The following is a 15,103-nucleotide window of genomic DNA, read 5'->3' as shown; positions in this document are numbered from 1 at the left end:
CTAGAGGATGACGTGGGGCAGGAAGCGGGCGTACTCGTCCGTGACCGGCCCCGCGGATTCCCGGATGCCGAGCCCCGCCGCCTCGTCCTCGACGACCCACGCGCCGAGCACCACCCGGTTGCCGTCGAAGTCGGGCAGCGGGGCCAGGCCCTGGAAGCAGTACCGCTCGCCCTCGCGCGCCGCGAACGGCTCCCCGCCGGCTTCGTGGAGGGTGACCCCGGCGCCCTCGCGGCCGAGCAGCGGCTTGGTGACGTAGCCGCCCTCCTCGGCGAGCTCGCGCGGGCCGTCGAGGTAGGCGGGCAGCAGGTTCGGGTGCTCCGGGAAGAGCTCCCACAGGATCGCGAGCAGCGCCTTGTTGGACAGCAGCATCTTCCACAGCGGCTCGATCCAGCAGGTGGTGCCGGAGCCGCCGCCGTGGTCGTAGGTGCCGAGGACCTGGGGGCCGAACTGGTCCGTGGCCAGCCACTCCCAGGGGTAGAGCTTGAAACAGCTGCGGATGAAGCGGAGCTTCTCGTCCACGAACCGGCCGGACAGGCTGTCCCAGCCGATCTGCTCGACGGACAGCGCCTGGGTGTCCAGACCCGCCTGCTCCGCGGTCTCCTGGAGGTAGGCGACCGTCATCAGGTCCTCGCCGAGCTCGTCGGTCTCGGAGTGCGCGAAGTGCAGCGGGCCGGGCGGCAGCAGCTCGGCCTGGCGGCGCCAGGCGTCGACGAGGCGCTCGTGGAGGGAGTTCCACTGGTCCGCGCCGGGGAAGCGGTCCTCCATCCAGAACCACTGCGGACTGGCCGCCTCCACCAGGGAGGTCGGGGTGTCGGCGTTGTACTCCAGCATCTTGGCCGGGCTGCCGGAGCCGTCGTAGCGCAGGTCGAAACGGCCGTACAGCGAAGGCTGTTCGGCGCGGCGGCGCCAGGACTCGGCGATCAGCGCGGCCAGCTTGGGGTCGGTGATGCCGAGGTCCGCGAAGCGGTCGTGCTCGACGATGTGCGCGGCCGCGGCCAGGCACATGGCGTGCAGTTCCTCGACCACGTTCTCCAGCGCCTCGACCTCGGGGAGCGTGAAGGAGTAGTACGCGCTCTCGTCCCAGTAGGGCCGCAGGGAGTCGTCGGGGTACCTGGTGAGGGGATAGATCAGCCCCTGTTCCTCGACGGTCTTCTGCCAGTCGGGGCGGGGCTCGATGGTGTGCCGCTGCATGGGTTCCGGTTCCTCAGCCGCCGCTGGAGCCGGAGCTGGAGTGGCCCCCGATGCCGCCGCGGGTGACGGCGGACTTGTCGAAGCTGCCGCCGGTGACCTTGCCGTTCTTGACGCTGCCGCCGTAGTAGTACGCGCCGGTCCCGCCGCTCTTGCAGTCCTTGTTGTTCAGGTGGGCCAGCGTGGAGCGGGACGCGCAGCGCTTGTCCGGCTCTTTGCTGCTGCCGCAGGCCACGAGTGTGGCGGCGAGCAGGCCCATTCCGCCGAGGGCGACGGCGCCCGAGCGCATACGGCGCTTGTTGGTGCTGCTGGTGTCCATACCTGCTGCTCCCCCTATGTCCTGGCGTGCTCCGGACAGACTAGAGCGGAGCCCCCGGCCGATGGAATCCGGCCGCCCCCAGATCCGTGACCTAAAGTCAGTTCGTGCTCATTGGGATGGTTTGCGCACTCGGTGCGGCGGTCTGTTTCGGTACGGCGTCGGTTCTCCAGGCGGTCGCGGCACGGGCGGCGGAGCCGGGGACGGGTTCCGGAGTGGACCCGGCGCTGCTGCTGCGGGCGGTCCGGCAGTGGCGGTATCTCGCCGGTCTGGGACTGGACGCGGTGGGCTTCGTGCTCCAGATCATCGCGCTGCGCCACATTCCCCTCTACGCGGTCGGGGCCGCCCTGGCCGCGAGCCTCGCGGTGACGGCGGTGGTCGCGGCCCGGCTGCTGAAGGTCCGGCTGTCGCGGACGGAGTGGGGAGCGGTGGCGGTGGTGTGCGCGGGGCTGCTGATGCTGGGGCTGGCCTCCGGGGCGGAGGGATCGGGGACCGGGTCGCTCGCCCTGAAGCTCGGGCTGCTGGCGGTGGTGGCGCTGATCCTGCTGGTCGGCGTGGTGGCGGGCCGGCTCCCCGACGGGCCGCGGGCCCTGGTCCTCGGCCTGGCGTCGGGCACGGGCTTCGGCGTCGTCGAGGTCGCGGTCCGCCTCATCGACTCCGTGGGGGACCTGGGCGACCCCGCCCTGTACGCCGTCCTGCTGGGCGGCGGCGCGGCCTTCCTCCTGCTCACCTCGGCGCTGTCCCGCGGCTCGGTGACCGCGGCGACGGCCGGCCTGGTCCTGGGCGAGACGATCGGCCCGGCGGTGATCGGCGTCGTCTGGCTCGGCGACCGCACCCGCGAAGGCCTGACCTGGCTGGCCGTCCTCGGCTTCGCGGTGGCCATCGCCGGAGCCCTGGCCCTGGCCCGCTTCGGGGAGCCCCCGGAGCCGGCGCCGGCCGTCGTGAGCCCGGGCTGATCGGCGGTGCACCCCCGCGGCAACGCGGCCGACCCAAGGCCTCGTTCGGCGCGTGGGCCAGGGGCCTCGCCCGTTCCGCGATTCGGGTAATGGACCGGATGGGTGAACCGCCCGCCTTCTAGGGTGGATCGCATGACGAACGCACAGAACGCGCAGAACGCACCCGAGCACACCCCCCGCATGCACATGGCGAAGCTTGCCCCCGAGGTCTACAAGGCGGTCCTGGGCCTGGAGATCGTTTCCAAGAAGGGCCTGGACCCGGCCCTCGTCGAACTCGTCAAGATCAGGGCTTCCCAGCTCAACCACTGCGCGTTCTGCCTGGACATGCACACCAAGGACGCCGTCGCGGCCGGTGAGAGCGTGGAGCGGATCGTGCAGCTGGGCGCGTGGGAGGAGTCGCGGCACTTCTACACCGAGAAGGAGCTCGCCGCGATCGAGCTCACCGAGGCGGTGACGGTGCTCACCGAAGGGTTCGTGCCGGACGAGGTGTACGAGAAGGCCGCGAAGCACTTCGAGGAGCGCGAGCTGGCCCAGCTGATCGCCGTGATCGCGACGATCAACGTCTGGAACCGGATCGGCGTGACGACGCGGATGGTGCCGGGGCACTACACGCCGGGCATGTACAAGAGCTGACCCCGCCGGCCCGGCCGGGGCCGGTGTGCCCCGTCAGTCGACGCGGAAGGATTCGACGGCGGTCGTGAGGTGTCGGCGCACGAGCGGGGCGTCCGTATCGGGGCCGAAGACCAGGATGACCCAGCGGGTGTCGTCGGCGGCGACGACGAGCCGCACGATCGCGTGGGCGGGGGGCTCGGCCGAGGCGGGATCGTCGAACGCGTAGACCTGCTCGCAGCCGTCACCGCCCACGCGCTCCCGGGAGATCTCCCGGTAGCCGTCGTACTTGCTCAGCTCCACGGTGGTCTCGCCCAGGACCTCGCAGGCCGTCAGCGTGTCCTGGGTGGCCCGGATGATCTGGAGCCCCGCGCTCCTGTCGCCTCCGGCGGGGCGGTAGACGGTCCCGTACCCGCTCTCGCCGGGGCTGACCTGCCAGCCGACGGGGATGCCCACCGAGAAGCCGGCCGCCGTGTCGCGCACCTGCGTGGACTCGGCCCGCGGCGCGGGACCGGAGGGGCCCGGGCCGCCCTGGCGGCCCAGGTACAGCCACCCGGCCACGGCGGCGGCGCCCAGGGCGGCCACCCCGAGCGTGACGCCCACCAGCACCAGGATCCGCCGGGGCGGGGTGCCCTGCGGGCTCGCGTACGGGTTCGGGGCCGGGGCACCCGGCGGGTAGGCGTACGGGTTCGGGATCGGGGCACCCGGCGCGCCGGCGTACGGGTTCGGCTGCGGGGCCCCGGTCCGAGGCGGCCCCGCCACTCCGGCCGAAGCCGGAGCCGGATCCACCGCCGGACCTGAAGCCGGGGACGCGTTGGCGGTCTCCGGCGCAGCCTGGTCCGGGCCGCTGGGCCCACCCGGGCCCGCACCCGAAGCGGCGGGCCCGCCCGGGTCCGTGCCCCGACCTGCGGGCACACCCGGCCCCGCACCCGAGGCCGGAAGCCCACTCTGCTCCGGCTCCGGAGCCGGAGGCCCACTGTGGCCCGCGCCCGGGGCCGAGGGCGTACCCGGAGCCGCACCCCCGCCCGCGCCCGAGGCCGGAGGTCGACGCGGGACCCGTTCCCAGCGTTGTGAGCGCGGGTTCCAGCGGACCCCGCCCCCGTCCTCCCCCGTCGGCACCGTCAGCCGCCCAGGGAGGTCAGCAGGGCGGCCAGGGCGGTGGCCGCGCTCACCGAGTCCACCAGGGGGGCCCATCTCTCCAGCGCCCCGCGCAGCCGGGCCGGCAGGCCCGCGCGCACCTCACCGGCCGCCTCCAACTCACCCGCGACCTCGTCCAGTTCGCCGTCCAGCTCGGCCCGCTCGGGGCTGCGCGGCAGCCGTACGAGGGCCGCGCGGAGCTCCCGTACGGCCTCCAGCAGTTCCTCCGCGCCGGGCTCCGCGCGCTCCCCCGTACCGCCGCCGGCCTGATGGACGGTGTTGGTGTTGTGGGCGCCGCCGATGCTGAAGCTGCTGCCGTGGATGTCGCCGATCCGTACCGCGGACTGCTCCGCGCCGCTACCACCGCTCGTCGCCACCGCTTCTCCCCTTCCGCTCCCTGCCCGCCACGCCCCCGCCCCGGCCCGTATCCGGGTCCCGCGGGCCGGTGACGCTGTTGTGGCTCACTCCGCCGACGCCGAAGGCGCTGTTGTTCACCGATTGGATGAAGACCGCCCCCTCCGCCACGTTGACGGCCCGCTCCGCGAACTCCCTGGTGTGCCAGCCCGCCTCGTGCAGGGCGACCGCCACCCCGCCGACGATCCGCTCCTGGACCGTCTTCAGGTAGCGGTCCAGGTCCATGAGCTGGAACAGCGAGGCGTCGGCCTGCGCGGCGAGCTCGCGTATGGAGACGGCCGGTCCGGCCGGAAGGGCCACGCCGTGGCCGGCGGTGGCCATCCGCCACGGGATGCGGACCGCGCGCACCAGGGCGAGCAGCGCCGGGCCGAGGGCGCCCGCGCCGTTCACGACCGCCCAGACCACCTTGGCGAAGGCGGTGTTGCGCTGCTGGCGCTGGACGGTGTCGTCGGCCCGCTGGAAGTCCGGCCGGACGGGCAGCAGTACGTGCGGCGCCACTTCCAGCATCAGCATGCCGCCCTGGGTGTGCACGCGGATGAAGACGGTGACGACGAGGTTCTCGTCCCAGCCGCCGATCCGCACCCGCAGGAAGTGCCGGCGACGCTCGCCGCCCTCCTCGATCGCGGAGGCGCGGTGCTCGGCGAACGCCTCCTCCGACAGGTCCAGGGAGTCGACGTCCGGCAGCCCCTCGGCGGGCAGGAACACGCATTCGTCGATGACGAGTTCGCGCAGCCGGTCCAGTACGGAGGCCTCCGCCTCCGGCGACCCGTGCGGCGACGGGACGCGCAGGGCCTCCAGCCGTGGCCGGATCCGGTCCACGATCTGCGCGTTGTCCAGCTCCTCCGCCTCGCCGTCGCCGCGCGGGCGCAGTTCGACGGACAGCTGCCACGGCCGGTGTGCCCGGCCCGCGCCGCAGAACGGGTTGCGCACGTCGTACAGGACCAGGGGCCCGTGCTGGATCCGCTGGATCCGCGCGCGGGCGCGTCCGAAGCGCCGGCCCGTCACCACCAGGTCGCCGGCCCCGGCGGCGTAGCCCTCCCGGCCCAGCGAGCGGTGCAGGAGCCGGGCGAAGTGTCCCCGCTGGAGCCCGGCGACGGTCGTGAGCAGCAGGAAGACGAGTACGGCGACCCACGAGTAGGCCTCCCCGTAGAACCGCCCCATCCGCGGCCACTCCAGGAAGATGCCGAACGGGTGCTCAGCGATCACCTCGCCGAGGAACGGGAAGAACCAGCCGGTGTCCCCGAAGCGCATCGGCCGCACGCGGTCGTCGGCGAAGCCGGCCCCCACCCCCCACAGGACGTTGCCGAGCATCCAGACGGCGTACCCGCGCAGGACGTACTCGACGATCCGGCTGCCGCGGCCCGTCCGGTCGCGGCGGCGTCTGATCCGGCCGGCGCCGCCGAGCAGGAGCGCCGGGACGATCAGGAAGACGATGAAGGTCTGGAGCAGCAGCAGGCCGAGGGCCCAGACCCCCGCCACCGCCGCCGCCCAGGTGATCTCGACGCGCCGGGCGCGCAGGGCGTGGGCGAGGACGCGGGCCGCGTCGAACCCGTAGGAGGGCGCGGTGAATCGCTCCTCGTGGACGTACAGCTCGTCGATCACCCGGTCGCGGTACGCGGTGTCGAGGTAGACGCCGGCGCACAGGAGCCGTCCGGCTTCCGTCTGCGACGGGTGGACGGGCGCTCTGCCGTCCGGGTTGCTGCCGCTCACCGAGTCCCCCCTCAGGTGTGGGAGGAAACCGTACGGGTCCGGGCGGCCCCCGGACAGGCCGGATCACGCCAAAAGGCCCCGGCGCGCTGGACGCCGGGGCCTTTCGAAGGGGTGGAGCCGCGATCAGATGAGGCCGAGCTCGCGGACCGCGTCGCGCTCCTCGACGAGCTCCTGGACGGAGGCGTCGATACGGGCGCGGGAGAACTCGTTGATGTCCAGGCCCTGGACGATCTCGTACGCGCCGTCCTTGGTGGTGACGGGGAAGGAGGAGATGATGCCCTCCGGGACGCCGTAGGAGCCGTCCGACGGGATGCCCATGGAGGTCCAGTCGCCCGCGGCGGTGCCGTTGACCCAGGTGTGCACGTGGTCGATGGCGGCGTTGGCGGCCGAGGCGGCCGAGGACGCGCCACGGGCCTCGATGATGGCCGCGCCGCGCTTGGCGACGGTCGGGATGAAGGTGTCGGCGAGCCACGCCTCGTCGCTGACGACCTCGGCGGCGTTCTTGCCGGCGATCTCCGCGTGGAAGATGTCCGGGTACTGGGTCGCCGAGTGGTTGCCCCAGATGGTGAGGCGCTTGATGTCGGAGACGGCGGCGCCGGTCTTGGCGGCCAGCTGCGAGATCGCGCGGTTGTGGTCCAGGCGGGTCATCGCGGTGAAGCGCTCGGCCGGTACGTCCGGGGCGGCGGCCTGCGCGATGAGCGCGTTGGTGTTGGCCGGGTTGCCCACGACGAGGACCTTGATGTCGTCCGCGGCGTGGTCGTTGATGGCCTTGCCCTGCGGCTTGAAGATGCCGCCGTTGGCGGAGAGCAGGTCGCCGCGCTCCATGCCCTTGGTGCGCGGGCGGGCGCCGACGAGCAGCGCGACGTTGGCACCCTCGAAGCCCTGGTTCGGGTCGTCGAAGATGTCGATGCCCCGGAGCAGCGGGAAGGCGCAGTCGTCGAGCTCCATGGCGGTGCCCTCAGCGGCCTTCATGCCCTGGGGGATCTCCAGAAGACGGAGCTTGACCGGCACGTCCGAGCCGAGCAGGTGGCCGGAGGCGATGCGGAAGAGCAGCGCGTAGCCGATCTGGCCGGCGGCGCCGGTGACGGTGACATTCACGGGAGTGCGGGTCATGGCCTTCTCCGTTAGACAGCTGGCGGTGGGGCGTCCCCGCCCCATGTGCTGGAGGACGCCGCTTCCCAGTAAATCTTGACGTGAAGAGACATCCGCGGTCAGGCTATCGGACCCTGGCGCCGCCGGAGGCCCGGGGGCCCGTTCGACTCCGGCAGCGCCGTGCCGGCGCGGTCAGCGGACGGTGAAGCGGACCGCCGTTTCCAGGAACGGGACGTTGAGCAGCGGCCTGGGCTCCATCACCAGCGCGAGCAGCGTGATCGCCACGCCGAGCAGCCCGTACGTGACCATGTCCGTGAAGCGGGAGCGCACCGCGAGCATGCCCACGGAGGGCAGGACGCGCCGCAGGACCGAGGCCGCGATCAGGGCCACGCCGATCGCCAGGCAGCCGATCCGCGGATGCCCCATCGCGGTGGCCAGCAGCCCGGCCGCGGTGACGGTGAGCACGCTGAGCATCGGCCACTGGCGGGCGGGCGTGGACACGGCCCCGGGCACGGCCCGGCCGCTGCCCTCGGGGCGGGCGGTGTCCCGGGTGACGGAGGGGAAGCGCCGGGACCGGGAGGCTTCGGCGGCGGGCGCCGCGCGCTCCTCGTCCCGCTCAGCCCGCACTGGTGCTCCGTTCCGCGGCCTCGACGACGTTGACGAGCAGCTGTGCCCGGGTCATCGGGCCGACGCCGCCCGGGTTCGGGGAGATCCAGCCCGCCACGGCCGCGACTCCGGGGTGGACGTCCCCGACGATCTTCCCGCTCTCGTCGCGGCTGACGCCCACGTCGAGCACGGCGGCGCCCGGCTTCACGTCCTCCGGCTTGACCAGGTGCGGGACGCCGGCCGCGGCGACGACGATGTCCGCCTGGCGCAGCAGCCCGGGCAGGTCGCGCGTACCGGTGTGGCAGAGCGTCACGGTGGCGTTCTCGGACTTGCGGGTGAGCAGGAGGCCGATCGAGCGGCCGACGGTGATGCCCCGGCCGAGGACGACGACGTGCGCGCCGTTGATCTCCACGCCGTGGTGGCGCAGGAGCTCGACGATGCCGTACGGGGTGCAGGGCAGCGGGCCGGGCTCGTTCAGCACCAGCCGGCCGAGCGACATGGGGTGCAGGCCGTCGGCGTCCTTCAGCGGGTCCATCAGCTCCAGGACCCGGTTGGTGTCGATGCCCTTGGGGAGCGGGAGTTGGACGATGTATCCGGTGCACTCCGGATCGGCGTTGAGTTCCCGTACGACCGCCTCGATGTCCTCCTGGGAGGCCGTCGCGGGAAGTTCGCGCTGGATGGAGGCGATGCCGACCTCGGCGCAGTCCTTGTGCTTGCCGTTGACGTACCAGCGGCTGCCCGGGTCGTCACCGACCAGCAGGGTGCCGAGGCCGGGGGTGGTGCCCCGTGCCTTCAGGGCCGCCACACGGGCGGTCAGTTCGGACTTGATCGCGGCTGCGGTGGCCTTGCCATCGAGAATCTGGGCGGTCATGTGTCCATCCTCCCGGATGGAGTGCCCCCGGTTCCAGTCAAGGCGTTCGCGGGCTCGCCGCGTTCACCGGGTTCATTGCACTTGCACAACAAGTCACCGGCCCTGGAGCGCCCGGCTGGACAAGTCCGGCCCGGTCGGACGACGATGACCGGATAAGAGTGCCGCGGGCAGTGCCGGGGGGCGGACCGTAGAACAGAGCTTTCCTCCGTGCGTGCCGTGCGTCCCCGCACTTCCACGGAGGAACACCCCAGATGAGCTTCGGCGACCCGAACAACCCGTACGGCCAGCAGCCCCAGGCCCCGCAGGGCCAGCCCGGCTACGGCTACCCGCAGCAGGCACCCCAGGGCGTCCCGCCGCAGGGCGGCTACGCCTACCCGCAGCAGCAGGCCCCCCAGGGCTACCCGGCCTACCCCGGTGGCCCGGGCGGCGGCTACCCGGGTGCGCCCATGCAGATGCCGGGTCTGGTGAAGACCGCCCGCGTCCTGCTCTTCGTCGTGGGCGGCCTGCAGGTCATCGTCAGCCTCTTCATGCTGCTCGGCGGCGCCGCGCTGTCCACCACGGAGAGCGGCGCGGCCGGTGACGTGGTCGGCGGCGTCGTGATCGCCCTGGGCCTCTTCGTCCTCGCCCTCGGCGTGCTGGCGATCGTCCTCGGCGCCAAGTTCGCCAAGGGCGGCAACGGCGTGCGCATCACGACGATCGTCTACGCCGCGCTGTCCATCCTGGGCGGCCTCGGCAACTTCGCCAACTCCGAGGGCGGCGGCCCCGCGGCCGGCGTCGTCAGCCTGGCCATCGGCGGCCTGATCCTCGCCGCGATGGTCACCGCGCCCGGCGCCGCCTGGTTCAAGCGCCCGCGCTTCTGATCCTCGTACGCCGCAGTACGGCGAAGGCCGCGACCCGCAGTGCGGGTCGCGGCCTTCGCCGTTTCACGGGTCCGTGCGGATCAGTGGAAGAAGTGCCGGGTGCCGGTGAAGTACATCGTCACGCCGGCCTTCGCGGCGGCCTCGACGACCTGCTCGTCGCGGACCGAACCGCCCGGCTGGACCACGGCCTTGATACCGGCGGCCGTGAGGATCTCCAGCCCGTCCGGGAAGGGGAAGAAGGCGTCGGAGGCGGCGTACGAGCCCTGCGCGCGCTCGGCGCCCGCCCGCTCGACGGCGAGCTTCGCCGAGTCGACGCGGTTGACCTGGCCCATGCCGACGCCGACGGAGGCGCCGTCCTTGGCCAGCAGGATGGCGTTGGACTTGACGGCCCGGCAGGCCTTCCACGCGAAGGCGAGCTCGGCGAGCTCCTCGGCGGAGAGGGCGTCGCCGGTGGCCAGGGTCCAGTTGGCCGGGTCGTCGCCCGCCGCCTGGAAGAGGTCCGACTGCTGGAGCAGTGCGCCGCCGGAGATCGGCTTGAGGTCGCCCGGCTGGTGCGGGGTGCCCTCGACCTTCAGGACGCGGATGTTCTTCTTCCTGGCGAGGATCTCGACGGCGCCGTCCTCGTAGCCGGGGGCCGCGATGACCTCGGTGAAGATCTCGGCGACCTGCTCGGCGAGGGCGACGGTCACCGGACGGTTCACGGCGATGACACCGCCGAAGGCCGACAGCGGGTCACAGGCGTGCGCCTTGCGGTGGGCGGCGGCGACGTCCGTGTCCACGGCGATGCCGCACGGGTTGGCGTGCTTGATGATCGCGACACAGGGCTCTTCGTGGTCGTAGGCGGCCCGGCGGGCGGCCTCGGTGTCCACGTAGTTGTTGAAGGACATCTCCTTGCCGTGCAGCTGCTCGGCGTTGGCGAGCCCGCCCGGCTGCCCGTCCGTGTAGAGCGCGGCGGCCTGGTGCGGGTTCTCGCCGTAGCGCAGGGTCGACTTGCGCTCCCAGGCGCCGGCCAGGAACTCGGGCAGCACGGCCTGCGGCTCCGGCGCGTACGCGTTCGTGAACCAGGAAGCGACGGCCACGTCGTAGGCGGCGGTGTGCTGGAAGGCCTCGGCGGCCAGCCGCTTGCGGGCGGTGAGGTCGAAGCCCCCGCCCTGGGCGGCGGCGATCACGTCGGCGTAGCGGGCCGGGCTGGTGACGACGGCGACCGACGGGTGGTTCTTGGCGGCGGCGCGGACCATCGACGGGCCGCCGATGTCGATCTGCTCGACGCACTCGTCCGGGGTGGCGCCCGACTGGACGGTGGCCAGGAAGGGGTAGAGGTTGACGATCACCAGGTCGAAGGGCTCCACGCCCAGCTCGGCGAGCTGGTTGCGGTGGTCCTCCAGGCGCAGGTCGGCGAGGATGCCGGCGTGCACGCGCGGGTGCAGCGTCTTGACGCGGCCGTCGAGGCACTCGGGGAAGCCGGTGAGCTCCTCGACCTTGGTGACGGGCACCCCGGCCGCGGCGATCTTCGAGGCGGTGGAGCCGGTGGAGACGAGCGCGACGCCCGCCTCGTGCAGTCCGCGGGCCAGCTCCTCCAGTCCCGTCTTGTCGTAGACACTGACGAGCGCACGCCGGATCGGCCGCTGGGTGGTGGTCGGGTCGTTGCTCTGTGCGGTCTCTACGGCGGTCACTGGATTGTTACCTTTCGTCCCTCAATGCGGTAGCCGTGCCGGGCCAGGCGCCCCACGACGTCGACGAGCAGCTGGCGCTCGACTTCCTTGATGCGCTCATGGAGAGCGGCTTCGTCGTCCTCGTCCCGGATCTCGACGACACCCTGGGCGATGATCGGTCCGGTGTCCACGCCGGAGTCCACGAAGTGGACCGTGCAGCCGGTGACCTTCGCGCCGTAGGCGAGCGCGTCCCGTACGCCGTGGGCGCCGGGGAAGGCGGGGAGGAGGGCGGGGTGGGTGTTGATGAACCGGCCGCCGAAGCGGTCGATGAACGCCTTGCCCACGATCTTCATGAAACCGGCGGACACGACGAGGTCCGGAGCGTGGGCCCCGGTCGCGTCGGTGAGGGCGGTGTCCCACTCCTCACGGCTGCCGTACGCCTTGACCGGGCAGACGAAGGTGGGGATCCCGACCTTCTCGGCCCGCTCCAGACCGGCGATGTTCTCGCGGTCGGCCCCCACGGCGACGACTTCGGCGCCGAAGCCCTCGGCTCCGCCGGGGTGGGCGTCGATGGCGTCGAGCAGGGCCTGGAGGTTGGTGCCGGAACCGGAAACCAGCACGACCAGGCGGGAGGCGGCCATGGGAGGCCCTTTCTCACGGGAATGCGGTGTTCGTCTTTGTGTGGTCATACGAAACTTCGGGGTACCGATATACGGGGAACCATACGAAGCCACCGACCGCCTGCAACGATACCGGCACACCGGGCGGCCCCCGAGGGACGGGGTGACGGCCGGGCGGTAGCGTCTGGCGTACAAGCCGCAAACAGGCCTCACCCACCTGGCCTCCGCCGCGACGTCGCCCTGACGTCCATGACACAGGGGAAGAAACACACCCGATGCCGGACCGCCGCCAGCCCGACTCCCCCACCGACGACAACCCCTTCGCGGCTCCCCCGGAAGGCCGGCCCGACCAGCCGTGGCAGCCGCGCCGCGGTGGCGGCGACGGCCCCGGCAACGGCGGCGACGGCCGGCAGGACCCGGAGGGCGGCGGCCGGGGCGGCCCGGCACGCTGGGACCCGACCGACCCGATCCAGCGCCGCGCCCGCTACGCGCTGCTGGCCGGCATGTGGGGCTTCTTCTTCGGGATCTTCGGGATCCCCTCGGTGGGGCTGCTGCTGGGGGCGCTCGCCCTGTACTGGGGCATCAGCGCACTCCGCGGCCGCCCGGCGAAGCCGGACTCCACGCCCGGCGCCGCGCAGGGCCCGTCGGCGCCGGCCGCGCCCGGCGGCGGCCTGGCGGCCCTGGGCGAGGCGGCCCGCCCCCAGCGCACGGCGGCGGTGAGCGGCCTGGTCACGGCCTCACTGGCGATCTTGCTGGCCCTGGGCTCGTACGCGGTGCAGCTGGCGTACAAGGACTTCTACGTCTGCCGAGACGACGCCCTGACGAACACGGCGGAACTCCAGTGCAACTCCCTCCTCCCGGACAACGTCCTGGGCGACGTCCTGAAGGTCCGCCAGTAGTACTGCCCGGCGAAGCCGTGCGCCTGCGGTGAGGTCCGCGCCTCGCGGATCCGCCTGCGACGGCGAGCCGCGGGCGGCGCGCCATCCCAGTGCCGCCGGCGCTTGAGGCGCGGGGGTGCCGGGGGCGGAGCCCCCGGCACCGGAGCCGCCGGCGGTGCTTCGGCCTCGTCGGCGATTGCGGCTTAGGCCGGGGGCTTGCGGCGGGGGAGGACTCGGGTGCCCGCCACCTCCAGCGGCGGAACGGACGGCTTCGGCGGCAGCAGGTCCAGGCGGAGGCCCGGCATGACGGCCACCTTCCGGGGCCGCCGCGGCGGGGCCGGGGCAGCGGCCTGCGCGGGACCCGAGGCCGCGCCCTGGCCCGGAGCCCATGCCGGGTCCGGGAACGGGGCCGCAGCCGGGCGGCCCGTGGGCTGGGCCGATGCGGGGGCCGGGACCGCGGTACCGTCCGGGCCCGGAGCCCGGGCAGGGGCCGGAGTTGGGCCCGCGGCCGGAAGCCGGGCTTCGGGCCGGGCGGACGCGGGAGCCGGGAACGGGGCCAGGACCGAAGCATGGGCCGGAGGTCGGGCCGCGGCCTGGGCCTGGGACTCGGGTTGGGCCGACTCGGGGGCCGGGGACGGGGCCAGGACCGAAGCATGGGCCGGAGGTCGGGCCGCGGCCTGGGCCTGGGACTCGGGTTGGGCCGACTCGGGGGCCGGGGACGGGGCCGGAGTTCGGGCCGGGGCGGAGACCGGAGGCCGGGACGGGGCCGGAGTGCGGCCCGGGGCCGGGGGCCGCGCTTCGGGCGGGGCCGCAGGGCCGGGCGGGGTCTCGGGGTCGAGGTCCGGGACCAGGCGGCCCGCCGCATCGCGCAGCGCCGCCCAGCGGAGCTCCCGTACGCCGCTGTCGTGCCAGCCGTCGTCCACCGCGAAGGCCGGCCGGTTCCGCCACGCATGCACCGCGACAGCCACCGGCACGCCCGGCGCCAGCGTCCACGCGAAGGCCGCAGCCCCCGTGGCCCACCACACCGGCCCGAACTCGGCCAGCGCCCGCGACCCCATCGGCCCCGCCGAAGCCGCCGCCAGCCCGGCCATGAGCAGCCCGCACACCAGCGCGCCCAGCGCCGCCGTCAGCGCGGTCTCCCCGTACGAGACCTCCCGCGCCCGGCGCACCGCGAACCAGCCCACCGCCAGCCCGGCCACGAACGGCACCCCCGCCACCGCCCAGGTCAGCGGAGTCCCCGGCCCCTCGGGCGGGAGCGCCGCCAGCAGCGGGAACCGCGGCAGCGCGGGCGAGCCCGTGAACCCGAGCGGGGTGGCGCTCACCCCGGCGCCGAGGGCGAACCCGGGCCCGAGGGCATAGGCCGCCCCCCACACCATGGCGTTCGGGACCAGCGCGACCGCGAGCAGCAGCACCGCGAACCGCCCCGACCACACCCCGGTCAGCGACAGGAAGGACCCCTGCACCTCCGCGCCGTGCCACGCGAGCGAGCCGCCGACGAGCAGCGCCCCACCGCCCAGGAGGACGAGCGCCCCACCCGCCCCGGCCCGCAGCGCCAGCGCGTAACGAGGGCGCGCGACTGCCCGCCGTACGCCCGCCGGCATCCAGTCCGGCACCGGCCCGAGCGGCCGCCCCCGTACCGCCCACACCCCGCCCGCGGCGGCGAGCACGGCGACCAGCGGGACGTGCCACGCCGCGCTGATCGGATCGGCCGGCATGGGCCCGCCCGCCGCGTACACCGTGGCCAGCGCCCCGACGGCCAGATAGCCGCAGAGCACCGCCGAGAAGACGGCGCCGGCCGGCAGCACCTCCTCCCCCTCCTCCTCGGAGGCGCTGCCCAGCCGGGCCGCCCGCCGCAGGAGCAGCACGGGCAGCGCGACGAGCAGCAGCGGGGTCACGCCGACGGGCGCCGGCACGCCGGACAGGGTCTCGTACCGCACCAGCTCCGTCCCGTGGGCGAGCAGCCACAGCCCGGCGGCGAGGTGCAGGGCCCCGCCGGGGCCGCTGTCGGGATAGGGGGAGCTGATCCACAGCACGATGACGAGCACGGCGAGGAAGCCGAGGCCGAGTCCGGCCGCCACGGCGCCGCCCACCACGCATGCGGCGGCCGCCGGGGAGCGGCGCCGCCCGACGGCTCGCGGGGCCACGGACAACGGGGTCCCGCGTTCGGTCACTTGGGTCACCCCGCCATGGTGCC

The 15,103-nt window shown here is 73.8% G+C and carries 15 protein-coding genes; 4 read left to right on the top strand and 11 right to left on the bottom strand.

What is annotated here, in order from left to right:
* A complete protein-coding gene (locus BGK67_RS21550) occupies positions 1–1,191 on the bottom strand; it encodes a glutathionylspermidine synthase family protein (protein WP_069921607.1) in 1,191 nt (396 codons plus the stop codon).
* Between the two features lie 13 nt (positions 1,192–1,204).
* Positions 1,205–1,507, bottom strand: coding sequence for a hypothetical protein (locus BGK67_RS21545; RefSeq protein ID WP_069921606.1), 303 nt, complete (start codon positions 1,505–1,507; stop codon positions 1,205–1,207).
* A 116-nt stretch (positions 1,508–1,623) separates the two neighbouring features.
* Between BGK67_RS21545 and BGK67_RS21540 the strand changes: the two genes are divergently transcribed.
* Together BGK67_RS21540 and BGK67_RS21535 are read left to right on the top strand one after the other, a co-directional pair.
* Positions 1,624–2,460, top strand: a complete 837-nt coding sequence (locus BGK67_RS21540; RefSeq protein ID WP_069921605.1) for a DMT family protein — start codon at positions 1,624–1,626, stop codon at positions 2,458–2,460.
* Positions 2,461–2,592: 132 nt separating this feature from the next.
* Positions 2,593–3,093 (top strand): carboxymuconolactone decarboxylase family protein, encoded by a 501-nt coding sequence (locus tag BGK67_RS21535; protein WP_069921604.1) that lies wholly within the window; start codon positions 2,593–2,595, stop codon positions 3,091–3,093.
* Between the two features lie 33 nt (positions 3,094–3,126).
* Here the strand turns inward: BGK67_RS21535 and BGK67_RS21530 are convergent, their stop codons facing one another.
* The 6 genes from BGK67_RS21530 to BGK67_RS21505 all read right to left on the bottom strand — a co-directional run bounded on the left by BGK67_RS21530 (position 3,127) and on the right by BGK67_RS21505 (position 8,899).
* Positions 3,127–3,858, bottom strand: coding sequence for a hypothetical protein (locus BGK67_RS21530; protein ID WP_141754041.1), 732 nt, complete (start codon positions 3,856–3,858; stop codon positions 3,127–3,129).
* A 332-nt stretch (positions 3,859–4,190) separates the two neighbouring features.
* Positions 4,191–4,583 carry a hypothetical protein gene (locus tag BGK67_RS21525; RefSeq protein ID WP_069921602.1) on the bottom strand — a complete coding sequence of 131 codons (393 nt, stop codon included), beginning with the start codon at positions 4,581–4,583 and terminating at the stop codon, positions 4,191–4,193.
* Positions 4,564–6,330: a hypothetical protein gene (locus tag BGK67_RS21520; protein WP_208948728.1), complete on the bottom strand. Its 1,767-nt coding sequence runs from the start codon at positions 6,328–6,330 to the stop codon at positions 4,564–4,566. Before BGK67_RS21520 ends, BGK67_RS21525 begins: the two co-directional genes overlap by 20 nt.
* 123 nt (positions 6,331–6,453) lie before the next feature.
* Positions 6,454–7,443: a malate dehydrogenase gene (locus BGK67_RS21515; RefSeq protein ID WP_069921601.1), complete on the bottom strand. Its 990-nt coding sequence runs from the start codon at positions 7,441–7,443 to the stop codon at positions 6,454–6,456.
* Positions 7,444–7,614: 171 nt separating this feature from the next.
* Positions 7,615–8,049, bottom strand: a complete 435-nt coding sequence (locus BGK67_RS21510; protein WP_069921600.1) for a DUF3017 domain-containing protein — start codon at positions 8,047–8,049, stop codon at positions 7,615–7,617.
* Positions 8,039–8,899 carry a bifunctional methylenetetrahydrofolate dehydrogenase/methenyltetrahydrofolate cyclohydrolase gene (locus BGK67_RS21505; RefSeq protein ID WP_069921599.1) on the bottom strand — a complete coding sequence of 287 codons (861 nt, stop codon included), beginning with the start codon at positions 8,897–8,899 and terminating at the stop codon, positions 8,039–8,041. Before BGK67_RS21505 ends, BGK67_RS21510 begins: the two co-directional genes overlap by 11 nt.
* 251 nt (positions 8,900–9,150) lie before the next feature.
* Between BGK67_RS21505 and BGK67_RS21500 the strand changes: the two genes are divergently transcribed.
* A complete protein-coding gene (locus BGK67_RS21500; protein WP_069921598.1) occupies positions 9,151–9,759 on the top strand; it encodes a hypothetical protein in 609 nt (202 codons plus the stop codon).
* Between the two features lie 80 nt (positions 9,760–9,839).
* Here the strand turns inward: BGK67_RS21500 and purH are convergent, their stop codons facing one another.
* Positions 9,840–11,432 (bottom strand): bifunctional phosphoribosylaminoimidazolecarboxamide formyltransferase/IMP cyclohydrolase, encoded by a 1,593-nt coding sequence (gene purH / locus BGK67_RS21495; RefSeq protein ID WP_069921597.1) that lies wholly within the window; start codon positions 11,430–11,432, stop codon positions 9,840–9,842.
* Complete coding sequence (gene purN, locus BGK67_RS21490; RefSeq protein ID WP_069921596.1) at positions 11,429–12,052, bottom strand: phosphoribosylglycinamide formyltransferase; 624 nt, start codon at positions 12,050–12,052, stop codon at positions 11,429–11,431. The genes purH and purN overlap by 4 nt, the downstream gene beginning before the upstream one ends.
* Positions 12,053–12,306: 254 nt before the next feature.
* Between purN and BGK67_RS21485 the strand changes: the two genes are divergently transcribed.
* Positions 12,307–12,930 (top strand): hypothetical protein, encoded by a 624-nt coding sequence (locus BGK67_RS21485; protein ID WP_069921595.1) that lies wholly within the window; start codon positions 12,307–12,309, stop codon positions 12,928–12,930.
* 182 nt (positions 12,931–13,112) lie between these two features.
* Here the strand turns inward: BGK67_RS21485 and BGK67_RS21480 are convergent, their stop codons facing one another.
* Positions 13,113–15,089 carry a cell division protein PerM gene (locus BGK67_RS21480; RefSeq protein WP_208948727.1) on the bottom strand — a complete coding sequence of 659 codons (1,977 nt, stop codon included), beginning with the start codon at positions 15,087–15,089 and terminating at the stop codon, positions 13,113–13,115.
* Positions 15,090–15,103 lie beyond the last annotated feature (14 nt).

The sequence above is a fragment of the Streptomyces subrutilus genome (assembly GCF_001746425.1).
GTDB classification, from domain to species: domain Bacteria; phylum Actinomycetota; class Actinomycetes; order Streptomycetales; family Streptomycetaceae; genus Streptomyces; species Streptomyces subrutilus_A.
Note: the sequence above shows the minus strand (reverse complement) of the source record. Positions and strands in the feature narration are given on the sequence as shown.